This window comes from Streptomyces sp. NPDC127108 (genome assembly GCF_042677545.1).
GTDB lineage: Bacteria > Actinomycetota > Actinomycetes > Streptomycetales > Streptomycetaceae > Streptomyces.
In genome coordinates this window covers 70,363-87,577 of sequence record NZ_JBHXTE010000018.1, presented here as the reverse complement: position 1 = coordinate 87,577, position 17,215 = coordinate 70,363, and the positions used below count along the sequence as shown (strand labels likewise).

The window sequence follows — 17,215 nt, the reverse complement described above, 5'->3', positions numbered from 1 at the left end:
CGACCGTCACACCCGGACCCGCGCCACATGCCCGTCCGGACGGATCAGCGCCGAGCCCACCCCCACCCAGTCGGGGTGGGCCTCGGCCAGGGGCCCCTCGTGGACGACGACGTCCGGCGAGGGGCCGTCGGCGTGCCCGGCGCCGGCGAGGTCGAGGAGGACGTGACGGCCCGGGCGCAGCAGGTCGAACAGGGCGCGCCCGCCCGCGAGTCGCAGGTTCGGGGCGCGGCGGCCGGTGAGCGGGTGGCTGTCGCCGTCGGCTTCGTACGCCACCGAGAGACCCGAGAGCCCTTCGGCGAGCCGCCGGGAGAATTCCGGCACGGCGGCGATGGCGCCGCTGAGCAGGTCGCGCAGGGCGGCTCCGTCGCCGGAGTACGACGTCATCAGGGCGGTCTGGGCGCGGGTGGTCCGGATCAACTCGGCGCCGACCGGGTGCCGTTCGCGGTGGTAGGTGTCGAGGAGTCCGTCCGGGGCGTCGCCGCGCACGGTCGCGGCCAGCTTCCAGCCGAGGTTGGCGGCGTCCTGCACCCCGACGTTGAGGCCGACCCCGCCCGCCGGGAAGTGCATGTGCGCGGCGTCGCCCGCGAGCAGCACCCGGCCCTTGCGGTACGTCTGCGCCTGCCGTGCCGCGTTCCCGAACCGCGAGAGCCAGCGCGGGTCGCGCATGCCGAAGTCGTCGCCGTTGATGCGTCGGACCTTCGCCCGCAGCTCGTCGAAGGTCAACTCCCCCGGCCAGTCCCGCTGTTGGTCCTCCGGTGTGTGGCCGACGAGGCGGTGGACACCGTCGGGCAGGGCCACGCAGAGCAGTCCGCCCCGCGGTGTCGACACGCTGATGACGGGCCGGGCGGGCGGCGCGGCCAGGACGACGTCGCCGAGCCAGCCCCACACCGTGGCGTCGCTGCCGGGGAAGCCGATGCCCGCCGCGTCGCGCACGGTGCTGCGGGTGCCGTCGCAGCCGACGACGTACGCCGCCTCCGTCTCGTACGGGCCGTCCGGGCCCGTGACGTCGACGCGCACGCCGGACGTGTGCTCGGTCAGGCCCGTCGCGCGGTGGCCGCGCCGGATGTCGGCGCCGGCGGCGCGCGCGTGCTCCTCCAGGAGCGCTTCGGTGCGGGCCTGCGGCAGGGCGAGCGTGAACGGGTACGGGGTGTCGAGGACGCCGAAGTCGAGGCGGTGGTCGAGGGCCGCGAAGTGCCCGTCGGGCAGGCGCACGCCTTCGGCCAGGAACGGCTCGACGACGCCCCGGCACGCCAGGACCTCCAGGGTGCGGGGGTGCACGGTGAGGGCCCTGGAGTGCGGGGACGGCGTGACGCGCTGCTCCAGGACGGTCACCGGCACGCCGCCCAGGCGCAGTTCGGCGGCGAGCCACAGGCCGACGGGGCCCGCTCCGGCGATGACGACGTGCGGGTGCCGCTGGTTTCGGCGGTTCTCTTCTGCTGCGTGCTTCGTGGGCACGGGACCTCCCCTTCGCATTCACGCTTGGTCAGTGACCAAGTCGTCTGACCGTCAGTACACTAGGTCAGTGACCAAAAAGCAAGGGACGGCCGGACGGGCCGAGAGCGGCCACCGCGCGGGGCTCACGCCCGGCGCCGTGGCGCGCGCGGCTCTCGACGTACTCGCCGACAAGGGCGCCGACGGACTCTCGGTGCGGGGGACGGCGGAGCGCCTGGGCGTGCGGATGAACACCGTGCTGTGGCACGCCAAGACCAAGACCAGGCTCCTGGAGCTGATGGCCGACGCGATCGTCGCCGAGATCTCCCTCGACGGCCTGCCGGGCGAGTGGCGGGCGCGCGCCCGTGAACTCATGCGCCGCTACCGGAACGCGCTGCTCGCGCACCGGGACGGCGCGCGCATCGTGGCGGGCACCTACGCGGCCGAGCCCGCCACGCTCCGCTTCGCCGAAACGCTCACGACGGCACTCCTGGCAGGCCGCCCGGCGGATTCAGCGGGCTCAACGGGCCCGGCGGACTCGGCGAATCCGGCGGGCGAGCGCGAGGCGGCGTGGACGGCCTGGAGCCTGCTGTACTTCGTCCTCGGCCTGACGCAGGAGGAGCAGTCGCTGCCCGAGCAGGTCGACCCTCGTTTCGTCCGGTCGCTGGAGTCGGGTGAGTATCCGTCGCTGCGGCGCCTCGCGCCGTACTTCCGCGACGCGTCCTTCGACGGCCGCTTCGAGCACGGCCTCGACCTGCTCCTCGGGACCGGGGCGGCCCAGGGCCTGCCCGACGGGCGGGCCTAGGCGCCGTCGGCCGCCGCCCGCAGCGCCGCCACGTCGAGCTTCTGCATCGTGAACATCGCCGTCATGGCCCGCCGCACCCGCTCCGGGTCGGGGTCCGTCATCAGCGCGCCGAGCTCGTCGGGGACGACCTGCCAGGACAGGCCGTACTTGTCCTTCAGCCAGCCGCACTGGCTCTCCTGGCCGCCGTCCGCGGTCAGCTTGGTCCAGTAGTGGTCGACCTCTTCCTGGTCGGCGCAGCCGATCTGGAAGGAGACGGCCTCGTCGAAGGTGAACTCGGGGCCGCCGTTGATGCCGGTGTAGTCCTGGCCGTCCAGCGAGAACTCGACCGTCAGGACCGTACCGGCCGGGCGCGGTCCCGCCTCGCCGTAGTACGACACCTTCGTGACCTTGGAGTTCGGGAACACGGAGACATAGAATTCGGCGGCCTCAAGGGCCTGGGTGTCGAACCAGAGGTTGGGCGTGATCTTGGGCATGGCGCTCTCCTGTCGCTCGCGGGGACCCTCGCTCGTCAGTACAGACCCTCGCTCCGGTCGAAACTCATCGCCACCGGGCGGTTCGATGTCTTGGCCGCCCTCCCCCGCGCCCGGATGATGTGGCCAGGGGCCGGGCACGTCGGGGGAGGCCGGGGCATGGACAGCGGTCTGATCAGCACCGTCATCGCCACCGTGGGCGGTGGTCTGCTCGGCGGGGGCGGCGCGATGCTGAGCCACCGCAGCAACACCCGCACCGCCGCCCGCCTCATCTACGCCGAGCTGGCCAGGAACAGCGCGGCCGTCGCCTACTTCCGGCAGACCGGCCACTGGACGGCCCCCGCGCTGTCGCGGACCGCGTGGGACGAGCAGGCCACGATGATCGCCCGCAGGCGCGGCAGCGCGGCCTTCGTCACCGTGCACCAGGGGTACGAGGCGCTGGAGACCGTCCCCGCGCTCGCGGCGGGCGGACTCGGCGACACCGTGCGGGACCGGCTCCTCAACGGCGCCGTACGCCAGTTGGTGCGGGCGCTCGAAGAAGTCGCCGCGATCGCGCGGATCCCGCCGGACCTGGTCCGCGAGGCCACCGGCCTGCTCGACGGCTCGCACCCGGCGCCCGCCGAGGAGACCGGTGCGCTCACCTGGCTGCTCCAGGGCGTCGTCCCGCTCGCGCTCCAGGCGCGCCTCGCCCCGGAGGACGTGGCGCGCCTCGTCAGCGAGCCCGCGCCCCTGCCGTCGGCCTCGGAAGCGGCAGCCACCGAGGACGCCGACCACGTCGTGTACGACGCCCACCACAACCGCGAGACCACGGGGCTCGCCGTGGCCCGGCGCACCGGCCAGCCGCCGACGGGCGACGCGGCCGTGGACGAGGCGTACGACGCGCTCCTCGCCACCTCCGCCTTCGCGCGGGCCGTCCTGGGCCGTGACCCCTTGGTCCGGCGGCCCATGACCGCGGTCGTGCACTACAGCGGCGACTTCAGCAACATGTACTGGAACGGGGAACTGCTGGTCCTCGGTGACGGGGACGGCACGGTCTTCGAGCGGTTCACCCAGTGCCTCGAGATCATCGCCGGCGGCGTCTGGATGGGAGTGCGCGAGATGATGTCGCTCTTCTCCCACGCGGGACAGAGCGGGGCCCTCTCGGTTTCGATCTGCGACGTCTTCGGCCAGCTCGTCAAGCAGTACACCGACGGCGTGAGCGTCGAGGACGCGGACTGGGTGGTCGGCAAGGGCCTGCTCGCGCCAGGCGTCCGCGGTGTCGGCCTGCGCTCCCTCAAGGCACCCGGCACCGCCTACGACGACGACGTCCTCGGCAAGGACCCGCAGGCGGCGGCCATGGACGACTACGTCCGCACGGGCCGCGACAACGGCGGCGTCCACATCAACAGCGGCATCCCCGGCCACGCGTTCTACCTCGTGGCCGAGCGCCTCGGCGGGTATGCGTGGGAGCGCGCCGGGATGATCTGGTGGGACGCGCTGACCGTGCACGCGATCGGCAGCGGTCTGCTCTTCGAGGACTGGGCGCGCTTCACGGCGACGGCGGCCGTGAGCAAGTACGGCGAGGGGAGCGTCGAGCACCGGGCCGTGCTCGGCGCGTGGGAGCGGGTGGGGGTGCGGATGCCGGAACGGTAGGCGCGGGGCTCGTCGGCCTCGGGCCGCGAGGGCGGGGACGGCCACGCCCTCCGGCGCCCGGAGCGGGACGGCCTCACCCCTGGCCGCGCAGCGCCGCCGTCAGCGCCTCGGCGAACTCCGCCGCCGTGGCCTCCTCAGGCCTTGCCAGGGCACTCCGGGTGAGCTTCCGCAGCCCCGGGGTGAACCAGAACTCGGCCTGGGCGGGCGGGTGTTGCGTGTCCCAGTCGGGTACGGGACCGGCGAGGCGCGCCACCAGGAGCGCCACCCTGTGGACGTCGCGCACCAGGGGCGGCATGCGCGGGTCGTCGCCCCAGTCCGGCTGGTGCATCAGGAGGGGCCGCGGGTCGTCCAGGGGCGTCACGCTGTCGATGTCGATGAGCCGTCCGCGCCCCCGGCCCGCCTCGACGCCGTACACGAAGTTCTTCCAGTTGGTGTCGCCGTGGGCGAGCCCCATGTCGTGCAGCAGGGCGTGGGCCGACACCACGTCCAGGAGCAGTTCGGCGCGCTGCCGGGACGAGGGCACCTGGCAGCCGACGAAGTCCGGCTCCTCGGCAAGGAGGTGGTCGCCGGTCTGCGCGCCGCCCTCGCGGAGCAGGAACGGCTCAGCGAGCGGCGGGTACATGACGCCCTTGGCCCGCTCGCCGACGCCGACGACCGCGCGCGGCCACAGCAGGACGCGGTCGGCGGTGCGGCGCCGGGGCGTGGGCAACTCGCCGACCCTGGAGAGGAGTTCGCGGTACGGGGCGAGGGCCCGGACGGGGTTGCGCTGCCGCTCTCCCCCGGCCGGAGGTCCCGCCGCGCTCTCCTCGTCGAACGTCTTGACCAGGAACTCCTCGGTGGAGGGCGCGACACGGGCCGGGCGGATGTGCGGCGGCAGGCCGGGCCGGGGGGCGCCGAACGACAGGTCGGCCAGGGGCACGACGTCGATCATCGGGTAGCCGTGGGCGGGCGGGGGGTGGCCGAAGGTCTGTCGCGGCCCTGACCGGCTGTTCTTCGGTGTCCGGCGCGGCTTCACGGTCGTGGGCCCGGGCACGGACCCGAGCGGGATGTCGGGCAGGGTGTCGGTCCGGGTCGCGGACGGGGTCCTCGGCCGGGTGCCGGGCGGGCCCCAGGCCGCCGTCCCCTGCGGTACGGGCCGCGCGGGCGGGTCGATCGTGTCGACCAGGGCCGTGGCCTCCGCGCTGAGCGGCACCGGGCCCGCGCGCCGCGGCACCGTCGCCACGACCCGGCGCACCACCGGCGACACGGCGATCACGACCACGCTCGCCGTCGTGCCCTCGGCCGCGCCGTCCGCCCCCGCGGGCCCCGCCACCAGGAGCGCGCCCGCCGCCACGTACACGAGGAAGGCCACCGACCGGTCGAGGGCCGCGGGGCGTCCGGCGAGCCGGGCCGTCGCCCACAGCGCGAGCAGCGCGACGGCCGGGCCGACGACCGCGATGCCGACGACGACGTCCTCGTCCCAGCGCCCCGGCTCCGCCCAGCGTTCGTTGACGTCCCACAGCCAGCACGCCGCCTGGCTGCCCGCCCAGACCGCGGTGAGGAGCAGCCATCCGGCGGCGCGGCGGCGCCGGGCCCGCCGCCGGAGGCCGCGCAGCCGGTGGGCGTGTCCGGTCAGCTCCGCGCCGCGCGTGGTGCTGTCGCTGGTGTCCGCGCGCCGCCGCAGCTCCGCGGCCGCGGCGGCGAACCGCAGCGCGTCGGCCGCCGCGCCGTCCATCGCGCGGCGCACCACCTCGGCGAGGAGCTGGGCGGCGGCGACGGCGAGCACGAGCCACCAGCCGGGGTTCAAGTCCAACGGCCCTCACCCCGTGCCGGAGCCGAACGTGCCGTCGGGCGCCGCCTCGTGATGGCCGAGCCAGGCGACCGCGGCGGCCCGGTCGTCGCTGCGGTCGTTGCGGCGCACGGCCAGCGAGCCGAGAAACTCGAGCGGGGTCGGCGGTGTCGCCCAGATCCGCCCCAGGAAGGCCCGCACCTGTTCGTCACGGCCGTCGCGCGCCAGCCCGTCGGTGGTCAGGGCGAGGACCTCGCCGTCGCCGAGGTCGAGGACCTGGATCTGCAGCGCCGCGTAGTTGCCGGGCAGGGCCGCGGTGGGCGTGAGGTCCTCCGCGCGGCCGGGGAAGACGGGCGCGAGGAAGCCGGGGCGCAGCCGCCAGGCCGTGGAGTCACCGACGCGGGCGACCACCGCGGCGACGCCGCCGCCCGGTGGGATCCGGGTGGGCAGCGCCGCCACGACGAGCGTCGTGCGGTACTCGCCGTGTTCGCGCGGATCGCCCGTGCGCCGCCGGGACAGCGAGTCGAGGGTGACGGCCACGTCGGCGACCGTCTCGCGCACCCGGTCCGCGAGGTGGTCGCCGGAGGGGTCCGGCGCCGGGAGCCACTGCGCGCGGAACGCCTTCACCGCCACGCGGGCGGCGGCGCGGGCGGCGCGGCCCGCGTCCTCCGAGCGGCCCACGCCGTCCGCGACGGCCAGGAAGCAGATGCCGGTCGCCGCGTCGGACCACAGGGCGAAGGCGTCGTTGCAGTTGTCCCGGGGACGGCAGGTCTCCGCGGCCGCCGCGCCCGCCCGCACCGTGACCGCGCCCGCCTGCCCGCCGTCGTACGCGAGCAGCGGCAGGGCCGCCTCCGCGTCGCCGCTGAACAGCGGGGGCTCGTACCAGGGTTGGTCCATGGCGTCGACAGCCGGAAAGTCGGACATGGTCAGTAGTCCTCGACATAGGGCCGCACCGTGCCCGGCGGCTGCACGACCTGCTCGGAGTCCATCGCCACGCTGCGCGCCACGGAGCCGAAGACCAGCTCGGCGAAGCGCTCGATGGCCTGTGCGGGCGAGTCGCTGCGGCCCGCGAGGTACGCGGCGCTCGGGTCGGCGGCGATGGAGGCGAGGGTGCGGGGGTCGACACGGCCGTAGCCGTAGGGCACGAGCAGGACCCTCCGGTCCGGGCCCGCGCTGGCCAGGAGCGCCTGATGCTCCGAGTACCAGCCTGCGGCGCGGTCGCGGTGGGCGGTGGGGCGGCCGTCGGTGAGCATGAACACCAGCGGCGGCCGCGCGGCGGCGCCGAGCGCGGCCAGGTCGTGCGCGACGGTGTGCGCGGTGGCCTCGAAGACCACCGCGAACGACGTCGGCCCGGAGGCCTCCAGGTCCGGCACGGCCGTCGTCGACGACAGGCTGGTGAGCGGCAGGTCCACACGGGCGTCCTCGGCGAAGGAGATCACCGAGAGCCGGACCGCGCGCCGGATCATCGGGTCCTTCGCGAGCCGCGCGAGGAGTTCGCGAAGGACGGTGTTCACCACCTCGATCGCGGTGACGGGCCCGGTGGTCTCGGCCATGGACCCCGACCTGTCGGCGAGTACGTAGAGCGGAAGGACGTTCATCCGCCGCTCCTCGGGGCGAGCAGCACCAGGGCCTTCTCCATCCGTCCGGCCCGCTCCCTGGGCAGCCGTACGACTTGGAGGACGTTGCCGGAGCGCGCCGGATAGCCGTCGAGCGTCACGCTGCGCTCCATGTCGACGAGCGCGGCGAAGTCGGCGGAGCCCCGCCGGTCCAGCTCGCCCTCGCCCTCCTTGGCCTCGCCCAGTTCGGCGAGGGCGCGCACGGCGTGGGTCCGCACCGCCGCCATCAGCTGGGCCCAGACGCTGCCCTCGGCGGCCTCGGGCACGAACGCCGACGCGGCCAGGTGGTGGGCGGAGACCACCCAGGCGCCCGGGTCGCCGGTGGCGGCCGCGGCCGGGCCCAGGGCGTCGTACTCGGCGAGCAGCCGCAGCCGGGCCGACCAGCCCGGCACGGTGGCGGCCCGGGTGCGGTCGACCAACGCCACCTGGCGCATGGCGCCGAGGAGTTCGGCGACGGTCGGCAGCAGGCGTTCCACGGCCTCGCGCGGCGCCAGCCCGGACGGCAGCGGGGTGAGGGTGAGGCCCGGCAGCAGCCGTTCGCCGCCGAGCCGGAGACCGGCGATGTCGACCGCCGACGGCCCCCACAGCTCGGGCTGTTCGCCGCGCTCGGCCGTGCCGGCCCGTACCCACTCGGCGAGCAGCCGGCAGGCGACCTGGCGCGGTCCCGCGGCGGCCACGCCCACCAGGCCGAGCAGCGGCGGCGCCGCCCCGTCGTGCCGGGGGTGCAGGTCGGCGGGGTCGACGGGGGTGCTCAGGACGGTGGCGAGGTCGTCGCAGAGGGCGCGGACGAGGGGGGCGGGGGCGTCTTCGGGGCCGCTTCCCGGTGTGCGGGCCTCGTCGGGCCGGGCGGGCCGGGCGCCTTCGGCGGGTTTCACGGCGTCAGAGGGTGCCACTGAAGGGGTCCTTGCTCTCGTCGTAGAACAGTCCCGACTTCATGACCTCTTCGTAGACCTCACCGGGTGCGGCGTCGATCAGGTCCATGCGCGCGGTCACGGTACGGCGGCGGGGCCGCTGCTGGTGGAAGCGCAGCGAACCCGTGGCGTCGAGGGACACCCAGACGTAGCCGTCGGGCACATCGGCGAGGGTCCCGAACTCCCGGTGCGCCGGGTCCGGTCCGGCGTCCCGCTCCACCCCGGTCCCCATCGGTGTCCCGAGCCCCGGGGCCGCCCCCGTTCCCGCGCCGGACAGCCCCCAGTACAACGTGATCCGCCGCGCGGCCACATGCAGCAGCAGCCCGCCCGGCGGGACCGGATCGCCCGCGAAGGCCAGCGGCTCGCGTTCCCGCAGGCCGACGCCGACCTGGTAGACCTCCTGGTAGAGCGAGTAGCGCAGGGTGGCTGGGGCGCCCTCGCGCTCCGGCGGGACGATCAGGCCGTGCGGTACGTCGGTCGTGTCGACCGCGGGGCCATCGAGCAGCCAGCCCGGTGTGCCCTTGCACAGCAGGAGTGTGATGCGCTCCTCCTGGTCGATCTCGAAGCGGACGTTGACGCCTGCGGCGGCGAGCTGGTCCGCCTGCCCCTGCAGCATCGTGTGGGTCGCCCACAGCGAGTCGGCTTCGCGGCCGCCGTCGTCCTTGGAGACGTCGTAGCGGTGCACGGCGAGCACGGCGCGCACCGGGTAGGTGGAGCGGCCCTCGGCGTAGGCCCGGCCGCCGGGTTCGAGTTCGAGACGCTGGCCGCGGCTGAACACCGGTTCCTCGTACGTCTCCTGGGAGCCCTTGCGGAGGTGGAAGTCGGCCGCCAGGTTCACGTGGAGGCGGCTGGCGTCGACGTCCAAGTAGGAGATCCCGCGCAGCAGTTCGGGGATCACCTCGGGGTCCTCGGCGTCCGGGCTCAGGTCGGCCACCGCGTCCAGGTACACGCCGCCCACCGCCGTTCCGGCCTTGGCGAACTCCGCGTCGAACTCCACCTCGAAGGTGGGTGCGAGCTGGTCGCTCTCGAAGCGGCGGCGCAGCCCCTCCTCGATGCCGCGACGCAGCGCGGCGGAGTGCATCGAACCGCCGGAGAACAGCACCCGGTCGACGCTCTCGTGACCGCCGCCCGACACGTCGAGGCCGCCGCGGGCGATGCCGCCCGCCAGCCAGGTGATCTCCGCGACGACGTCACGCAGTTGCTCGGCGAGCTCGTCAGCGGTGACGGTCACCTCCACGGCCGAGGGCTCGGCGGACGCAGCACCGTCCGGGGGCACCGGCCAGACGAAGGGGACGGCGGCGGAGTCCGGTGCGGCACCGCCCGGGGCCGCGGTACAGATCCGGACCGTCGCCGGGTTCACCCCCCGGAGCCCCTGCCGCTTCACGGCCTCGGCCGCCTCCCACAGGGCGTGGAACAACTGCTGGCGCGGGGCGGCCTGTTCCACGCCCCGGAAGCGGGTGTCACCGGGCCTGATCCCGAGCTTGCCGCGCAGCAGCGTGAACAGCTGGGCGGTGAGGCGGTCCCCGCCGAGGTTGAGGCGTCCGCCCGAGGCCAGCACCTGCGGCTGGAGCCTGTAGAACCGGCCGGGGCTGTCCCCGGCGGCGGCCGGGGTGGCGTCGACGACGGTCACCTTGATCAGGGCGGAGTCGGTGGTGCCCCCGCCGACGTCCAGGACGAGCAGGTTCTCGTGCCAGGCACGGGCCTTGGCCCACTCGTCGGGCTGCTCCCAGGCACGACCGCCCTCGGGGCAGCGGGCGTTCAGCGTGAACGCCTCGACGCCGAGCAGGAAGTCCGCGCCGAGCCGCTTCATCATCGCGAACCCGGCCGCGGCGACGGCCTCGTCGATGTTCATCTCCACCTTGGGCGCGAGGGTGCGCAGCACGTCGAGCAGTTCGTCGCGCTTGTCCGGCGGCAGCTTGGTGGGGAAGGTCACGCTCAACGAGCCGATGGCACGGGGGAGTTCCAGCTCGGCGGCCACCAGCTCGGCGAACCGAGCGTACACCCGGCGGAACAGCTCCCGGCCGTTCAGCTGGGTGCCCGGCACCTCGTGGTCCAGGTCGGCCAGATGGCGCTTGGCTCCCCGGACCCGCTCGCCGGTGGCGTCGGACGCGAAGTCGACGCTGTCGCCGGTCACGACCAGATCACTGGTGCGGGGCTTGGTGTGGCTGACGTGGTGGACGTCCAGGGGCGCGCAGCCGAAGATCTCGCGCCAGGCCTCTCCCCGGGCCAGGGGGATGCCGACGGTGCGGTCCTCGATCTCCTGTGCCGGGTCCGGCGAGTCGTCGGTGGCGAACAGCTGGACGGGCAGCAGACTCCTGGCCCGTTCCACACCGGCGATGGGCAGCGCGGCGTCGCTGCCGCTCACGCGGCGGCGGTCGAACACGCCGCACACGGCGCGGCTGGTGCCGAAGTCGAAGAAGGCGCCGATGAGGTCGGGGCCCTGGGTCTGTGCGGGACTGCCGTCGGGCGTGGCCTGGGGCATGGGACGGTCTCCGATCTGGTCCGGGTCGAGCCGGAAGCTGCCGCGTGCCGACGGCGCGGGGACGCGGGACTCCGGCTGGTGGCGGCGGTAGTGGACGACGACCGTGGGCGCGCCGGGCCTGCGCCGCCACGGGGTGAGGACGAGGTCGGCGTCGGCCGCCGCGCCGTCGACGGGCGGCGTGAAGGTGGTCGTGCTGACGACCGCCGAGCCGTCCAGCACGTCGACGCGTTCTATGCGCCCTGGAACGGTGCCGCGCCGCAGCGCGAGGCCCGCGCCGTCCGACCGGCCGTAGAGTTCCAGCGACGGCCGGTCATCAGGCACTTCCCGCCCTCGCCGTCGACAGTTGCTGCAGCTCGGCTCCGATCTGGTTGAGCACGGCGACCGGTCCTGTGGCGCTCACGAGGGCGAGCCGCTGCTGGACGAGGAGTTCGCCGAGGGCCTTCTGGGTCAGGACGACCGCGGGTTCGAAGGTGTCGACCAGCATCCGTTCCAGGAGCCGGGCCAGTTCCTCGCGGGCCCGGGCGACCTGCCGGAAGTACAGCCGCGCGGCCGGGCGGTGGGCGGTGCCGCCGTCGGCGCCGTGGCGACCGGCCAGCTGGTGCAGCAGGCGCCCCGCCATGCCGTCGACCTGTGCGGCCGCCGCGGCGTCGGCGTCCGCGCGCGCCTGCCGTTCACCGTCGTCCGCGTCGGGGCCGAACGGCGCGGTGAGGCGGGTCCACGGCGCTCCGTCGGCGAGGTCCTCGCGGGTGTGCGAGGCCCACCAGCTCGCGAGGGCTTCGGTCAGCTCCAGGCGGGTCCCGTTGATGGCGGTCGCGCTGAGGGCGCCGATGTCGAGTCCGCGCAGCGGCTGGAGCGCGTCGGCGTTCGCCCGGCCTCCGGCGCCGGTCTGTTCCAGGGCGAGCCGTACCTTCGACCAGGCGTCGGCCGCGTACACGACGGTGTCGGCCTGTTCCCTTGCGATGCGCCGCAGATCCGCGATGGGGCGGGCGTCGTCGCGGGCCGCCGCCTCCTGGAGTTTGAGCTTCCCGGCGGCGGGGACGTGTGCGCCCGCCTCCTTGAGCAGCCGGATGCCCTCCTCGATGAGCTGCTCGAACTCCTGCGAGTCGACGTGTGCGGTGTCCTTGTCGGCGAGTTCGGCGATGAGTGCGCGCAGGCGCCCGACGCCGCCGTCGGCGAGGGCGCCCTCGACGGCGAGGCGCAGCTGGCCGCCGGTCGCGCCGGACGGGTCCCAGGCGGCGGCGCGCCACTGCTCGCGCGCGAGCTGGGCGGTCTTCCAGATGTGCGGGTTGTCCGGGTCGAAGGCGACCCAGGCGGCCTCGTCGGGCGCTGCCCAGGGGCCGCTGACGGAGGCGACACGGGTCTCGCGGCCGGGCCGTCCGGCCACGCCGATGTCGCGCACCATGGAGGCGATGGACGTCTCCAGGACGCGCAGGGAGTTGGCGTTGCTCGGGTTGTCGACGGCATCGAGGCGGGTGGCGACGAACACGCAGTGCGGATCGGGTGCGGTCCGCGGCGTCTCGAACTGGGTGCCGCCGCCGCAGGCCACGGTGAGCAGGGCGATGTGCGCGCGGCTCTGCGTCTCGGCGATGACGACGTCCTCCAGGGCTCCGCCCATGCGGGTGCCGGGGATGTCGACGATCACCACGGACCGGCCTGCCGCCCAGTCCAGCGGCCACACCTCGGCCGGGACCTGCAAGCGCGCGCTGACCCGGGCGATGAAGGGGGTGCCCCGTCCGCTGCTGAAGGTGAGGGAGCCCTCGCGGGCGGCCAGTTGCTCCATGCTCAAGGTCTCGCCGTAGCCGAGCCGTGGCACGGCCTCCAGCATCTCCTGGACCAGACCGACGTGCGGATGCGCCACCCGGCTCAGCTCTTCCAGGCTCCGGGGATCGTCCTCGTCCAGCTCGAGCAGACGGCGGGCCCGGCGGCGCGCGCCCTCCTCGGTGAGCGTCACGACGCTGTACTCCGGCGGGCCCGTGGGGCCATCGTCCTGGACGAGCCGCAGCTCCGTGGAGACCGCGCTCACCGCACCCGGGCCCACGGAGAAGACGTCGTTGCGCCCGAGGAGCAGGCGCAACGTGGTCGACTTCATCGAGGAGTTGGCCCCGAGGGCCACGATCCTGACCTCACCGGCGGTGGTGTGCCGCATTCGTTCGAGGACGTGTTTCAGCTGGTCGATCCGGTCGACGAGCACGGGCGAGTCGGCGGGCAGCGAAAGCCGCTCCAAGCTCGCCGCGAGCTTCTCCAGCTTCCTGACCAGGTACGTGTCCCCCATCGGGTGCCTCCCCCCTCGGCGTTCGGGGAGCACCACCCCGAACGCGCGGAACACCGCCGGCCCCCAACGGGTGGGCGGCGCATCCAGGCCCTTCAGCCTGAAGCACGTTTCATGATTTTGATAGACATCTGGCGTTGACTGACAGATCGTCAGTTGTACGTCGCCCCGCAGCCGTTGCAGGTCAGTTGTGCGGCACCACAGCGATGGGACAGGCCACGTGCCGCACGGCCGAGTGCGCCGTTCTGCCGAGGCGCGGCCCTGTCTGCACACGGCGGCCGACGACCAGGAGCGACGCACCTGTCGCCGCCTTCAGCAAGTGATGGCCCGTGCGCCCGAACCGGACGCGCTCGACGACCCTCGTGGCGGGGTAGGCACGGCGCCACGGCAGCAGCGCCGCCGCCAGCTCCCGGCGCGCGTCCTCCTCGCGCTCGGCGAGGACGTCCGGGACCGCCTGGCCCGGTGCGTACGCGTCGAGCGGCGGCATGGTCCACACATGCACCACGTGCAGGGGGGCGCCGCGGACGGCCGCCGCGTCGAAGGCGTGGGCGATCAACTCCTCACCGGGGAGCGGGAGATCGAGGGCGAGGACGACCGGCCGGTACGGCGTGGTCCGCGAGGGCCGGCCGTCGGCGTCCGGGACATGGGCGTCCTCGGGACACTCCCCGGCGCGGACGAGCACGACCGGCCGATCCGCGCGCTCGGCCACCGCCGCGGCCACCGAGCCGAGAAGGAAGCCGCCGAACCCGGCCGGGCCCCGGGAGCCGAGGACCAGCGCATCGGCTTCGGCGGCCGCCGCGAGCAGGGCGGCGACCGTCGGCCCCGAGGGCTGCTGGGCGTGGATCCGCAGCGCCGGATGGACGTACGACAGCGTGATCGCGGCCCGGTCGAGGACGCCGCGGGCCCGGTCGGCGGGGCCGACCCGGCGTATCCGGGGCTGGTGGTCCGGATCGGCCGCGACGTGCAGGAGCCGCAGCGGCACACCTCGGCGCAGCGCCTCACGGGCCGCCCAGTCGGCGGCGTCCATGCCGGCGAGGGTGCCGTCGATGCCCGCGGTGACCGCGCGCGTGCGGTCACCGGTGGCGAGGCGGTAACGGGTCGTCGGCCAGGGACGGGATGACGGGCGGTGGCGATTCATGGCGTGCCTCGGAGGGTGTGCGATCCGGTGCTGTTCGGGTCGTTCGGGTCGTTCGGGTCGTTCGGGTTGCTCGGGTGGTTCAGTACGGCCACGACCAGGCCGCGACCTCGGGCAGGTCGGTTCCGTGCTCGCGGATCCAGGTGTGGTGGCGGGCGCGTTGGTCGGCCATCAGCTGGCGCAGGGACGCGGCGCGGACGGACAGTTCGGGGACGCGGTCGATGACGTCCATGACCAGGCGGTACCGGTCCAGGTCGTTGCGTACGACCATGTCGAAGGGCGTGGTGGTCGTGCCCGCCTCCTTGTAGCCGCGCACATGGAGGCGGCAGTGGCCGGTGCGACGGTAGGCGAGGCGGTGGATCAGCCACGGATAGCCGTGGTAGGCGAAGATCACCTGCTTGTCGCGGGTGAACAGCGCCTCGTACTCGAAGTCGGCCATGCCGTGCGGGTGTTCCTCGCGCGGCAGGAGCCGGGCGATGTCGACGACGTTCACGACGCGCACGGCGAGTTCGGGCAGGTGCTCGCGCAACAGGGCGGCGGCCGCGAGGACTTCGAGGGTGGGGACGTCACCCGCGCAGGCAAGGACGACGTCCGGGTCGCGCAGGCCGTCGTCGGTGCCCGCCCACTCCCACACGCCCGCGCCGCGCGCGCAGTGGGCGCGGGCCGCGTCGAGGCTCAGCCAGTCGAAGCAGGGCTGCTTGCCCGCGACGATCACGTTCACGTAGTCCCGGCTGAGCAGGGCGTGTTCGGCGACGGACAGCAGGGTGTTGGCGTCCGGCGGGAGGTAGACGCGCACGACCTCGGGGCTCTTGTTGAGGACGTGGTCGACGAAGCCGGGGTCCTGGTGGGAGAAGCCGTTGTGGTCCTGGCGCCAGACGTGCGAGGTCAGCAGGTAGTTCAGGGAGGGGACGGGGGCGCGCCAGGTCAGCCCGCGCGCGGTCCGCAGCCACTTGATGTGCTGGTTGACCATGGAGTCGACGATGTGCACGAACGCCTCGTAGCAGGAGAACAGGCCGTGGCGGCCGGTGAGGAGATAGCCCTCCAGCCAGCCCTGGCAGAGGTGTTCGGAGAGGACCTCCATGACGCGGCCGTCGGTGGCGAGGTGTTCGTCGGTGGGCAGCGTCTCGGACTGCCAGGCCTTGCCGGTGGCGGTGAACAGCGCGCCGAGGCGGTTCGACTCCGTCTCGTCGGGGCCGACGACCCGGAAGTCGCGCCGTTCGGCGGTGTCGGCCATGACCTTGGCGAGCATCCCGCCGAGCACCCGGGCGGGCTCGTGCAGGGCGGTGCCGGGCTTGTCGACGGCGACCGCGAAGTCCTCCAGGGGGCGCAGCGGCAGGGTGCGGGTGAGCAGGCCGCCGTTGGCGTGCGGGGTCGCGCCCAGGCGCCGGTCGCCCTCGGGCACACAGGCGAGGACCTTCGGGGTGGGGCGTCCTTCGGCGTCGAACAGTTCCTCGGGGCGGTAGGAGCGCAGCCAGACCTCCAGTTGGCGCAGGTGCTCGGGGTTCTCGCGCACGCCCGCGAGCGGCACTTGGTGGGCGCGCCAGGTGCCCTCGACCGGTTCGCCGTCGACCTGTGCGGGGCCCGTCCAGCCCTTGGGCGTGCGCAGGACGATCACCGGCCACGCGGGGCGGCGCCCGCGCCTGCCCGCGGAGCGCGCCTCCCGCTGGACGGCGGTGACGCGGTCGACGGCCCGGTCGAGGGCGGCGGCCAGGTCGCGGTGGACGGTGCGCGGGTCGTCGCCGGTGACGTGCAGGGGCTCGTGGCCGTAGCCGCGCAGCAGGGCGTCGAGTTCGGCTTCGGGGATGCGGGAAAGGAGTGCCGGGTTGGCGATCTTGTAGCCGTTCAGGTGCAGGATCGGCAGGACCGCGCCGTCGTGCACGGGGTCGAGGAACCGGCCCGAGTGCCAGGACGCGGCCAGCGGCCCCGTCTCGGCCTCGCCGTCGCCGACGACGCAGGCCACGAGCAGGTCCGGGTTGTCGAAGGCGGCGCCGTAGGCGTGCGCGAGGGAGTAGCCGAGTTCGCCGCCCTCGTGGATGGAGCCGGGGGTCTCGGGCGCGACGTGGCTGGGTACGCCGCCGGGGAACGAGAACTGCCGGAACAGCCGCTCCATGCCCGCCGCGTCCCGGGTGACGTCCGGGTACCTCTGCGTGTAGCTGCCCTCCAGCCAGGAGTTGGCGAGGACGGCGGGACCGCCGTGGCCGGGTCCCCACACGCACAGGATGTCGCGGTCGCGCTCCTTGATCAGCCGGTTCAGGTGCGTGTGGACCAGGTTGAGGCCCGGGGACGTGCCCCAGTGGCCGAGGAGGCGGGGCTTGATGTGCTCCGGTCGCAGTGGTTCGGTCAGGAGCGGGTTGGCGAGCAGGTAGAGCTGGCCCGCGGCGAGGTAGTTCGCGGCGCGCCAGTGGGCGTCCAGGGCGCCGAGGCGATCCTTGGCCATGGGTGACGGACCTCGATTCTCTTCTGTCTGGTCGGCCTGGTCTGCCTGGTCTGTCCGGTTCGCATCCAGGTCGGCAGCGTTCGTGTCCGGGGCGTTCGTGTCCGGGGTGCTTGTCCCGGGCGTTCGGGTCCAGGGGGCTTGTCCCGGGTGTTCGTGTCCGGGTGTGCGTCCGGGGCGTTCGTGTCCGGGTGTGCGTCCGGTGGGCGGCCGGGTTCCACGTGCGGCGCGGTTCAGACAGGTCGGGCGCCGGTGCGTCTGG

Annotated in this window: 12 protein-coding genes; 2 read left to right on the top strand and 10 right to left on the bottom strand. The window is 74.2% G+C overall.

Annotated elements, in window-relative coordinates; genetic code table 11:
* Positions 1–6 precede the first annotated feature (6 nt).
* Positions 7–1,455, bottom strand: coding sequence for an FAD-dependent monooxygenase (locus ACFVHO_RS17070; protein WP_385714519.1), 1,449 nt, complete (start codon positions 1,453–1,455; stop codon positions 7–9).
* A 67-nt stretch (positions 1,456–1,522) separates the two neighbouring features.
* Between ACFVHO_RS17070 and ACFVHO_RS17065 the strand changes: the two genes are divergently transcribed.
* Entirely contained in the window at positions 1,523–2,236 is a 714-nt protein-coding gene (locus tag ACFVHO_RS17065; protein WP_385714516.1) for a TetR/AcrR family transcriptional regulator C-terminal domain-containing protein, read from the top strand.
* Here the strand turns inward: ACFVHO_RS17065 and ACFVHO_RS17060 are convergent.
* Entirely contained in the window at positions 2,233–2,709 is a 477-nt protein-coding gene (locus ACFVHO_RS17060) for a VOC family protein (RefSeq protein WP_385714513.1), read from the bottom strand. The genes ACFVHO_RS17065 and ACFVHO_RS17060 overlap by 4 nt on opposite strands.
* 156 nt (positions 2,710–2,865) lie before the next feature.
* On the opposite strand from ACFVHO_RS17060, the gene ACFVHO_RS17055 reads away from it, so the two are divergent.
* A complete protein-coding gene (locus tag ACFVHO_RS17055) occupies positions 2,866–4,338 on the top strand; it encodes a M4 family metallopeptidase (protein ID WP_385714510.1) in 1,473 nt (490 codons plus the stop codon).
* A 73-nt stretch (positions 4,339–4,411) separates the two neighbouring features.
* On the opposite strand, the gene ACFVHO_RS17050 is transcribed toward ACFVHO_RS17055, so the two are convergent.
* The 8 genes from ACFVHO_RS17050 to ACFVHO_RS17015 all read right to left on the bottom strand — a co-directional run bounded on the left by ACFVHO_RS17050 (position 4,412) and on the right by ACFVHO_RS17015 (position 17,025).
* Positions 4,412–6,130 (bottom strand): hypothetical protein, encoded by a 1,719-nt coding sequence (locus ACFVHO_RS17050; protein ID WP_385714507.1) that lies wholly within the window; start codon positions 6,128–6,130, stop codon positions 4,412–4,414.
* Between the two features lie 6 nt (positions 6,131–6,136).
* Positions 6,137–7,030, bottom strand: a complete 894-nt coding sequence (locus tag ACFVHO_RS17045; protein ID WP_385714504.1) for a protein phosphatase 2C domain-containing protein — start codon at positions 7,028–7,030, stop codon at positions 6,137–6,139.
* Positions 7,031–7,032: 2 nt separating this feature from the next.
* Complete coding sequence (locus tag ACFVHO_RS17040; RefSeq protein ID WP_385714502.1) at positions 7,033–7,704, bottom strand: VWA domain-containing protein; 672 nt, start codon at positions 7,702–7,704, stop codon at positions 7,033–7,035.
* The gene (locus ACFVHO_RS17035) at positions 7,701–8,615 is read right to left on the bottom strand and encodes a hypothetical protein (protein WP_385714499.1); all 915 of its coding nucleotides are present in this window, start codon (positions 8,613–8,615) and stop codon (positions 7,701–7,703) included. Before ACFVHO_RS17035 ends, ACFVHO_RS17040 begins: the two co-directional genes overlap by 4 nt.
* A complete protein-coding gene (locus ACFVHO_RS17030) occupies positions 8,602–11,436 on the bottom strand; it encodes a hypothetical protein (RefSeq protein WP_385714496.1) in 2,835 nt (944 codons plus the stop codon). The genes ACFVHO_RS17035 and ACFVHO_RS17030 overlap by 14 nt, the downstream gene beginning before the upstream one ends.
* The gene (locus ACFVHO_RS17025; RefSeq protein ID WP_385714493.1) at positions 11,429–13,387 is read right to left on the bottom strand and encodes a hypothetical protein; all 1,959 of its coding nucleotides are present in this window, start codon (positions 13,385–13,387) and stop codon (positions 11,429–11,431) included. Before ACFVHO_RS17025 ends, ACFVHO_RS17030 begins: the two co-directional genes overlap by 8 nt.
* Before the next feature lie 181 nt (positions 13,388–13,568).
* Entirely contained in the window at positions 13,569–14,522 is a 954-nt protein-coding gene (locus ACFVHO_RS17020) for a universal stress protein (protein WP_385714490.1), read from the bottom strand.
* Positions 14,523–14,601: 79 nt separating this feature from the next.
* The gene (locus ACFVHO_RS17015) at positions 14,602–17,025 is read right to left on the bottom strand and encodes a phosphoketolase (protein ID WP_385714739.1); all 2,424 of its coding nucleotides are present in this window, start codon (positions 17,023–17,025) and stop codon (positions 14,602–14,604) included.
* Between the last annotated feature and the right edge of the window lie 190 nt (positions 17,026–17,215).

Excerpts from the sequence above, each read along its gene's own strand:
- ACFVHO_RS17025 (WP_385714493.1), bottom strand. The coding sequence starts at position 13,387 with ATGGGGGACACGTACCTGGTCAGGAAGCTGGAGAAGCTCGCGGCGAGC.
- ACFVHO_RS17040 (WP_385714502.1), bottom strand. The coding sequence starts at position 7,704 with ATGAACGTCCTTCCGCTCTACGTACTCGCCGACAGGTCGGGGTCCATG.
- ACFVHO_RS17060 (WP_385714513.1), bottom strand. The coding sequence starts at position 2,709 with ATGCCCAAGATCACGCCCAACCTCTGGTTCGACACCCAGGCCCTTGAG.
- ACFVHO_RS17020 (WP_385714490.1), bottom strand. The coding sequence starts at position 14,522 with ATGAATCGCCACCGCCCGTCATCCCGTCCCTGGCCGACGACCCGTTAC.
- ACFVHO_RS17055 (WP_385714510.1), top strand. The coding sequence starts at position 2,866 with ATGGACAGCGGTCTGATCAGCACCGTCATCGCCACCGTGGGCGGTGGT.
- ACFVHO_RS17045 (WP_385714504.1), bottom strand. The coding sequence starts at position 7,030 with ATGTCCGACTTTCCGGCTGTCGACGCCATGGACCAACCCTGGTACGAG.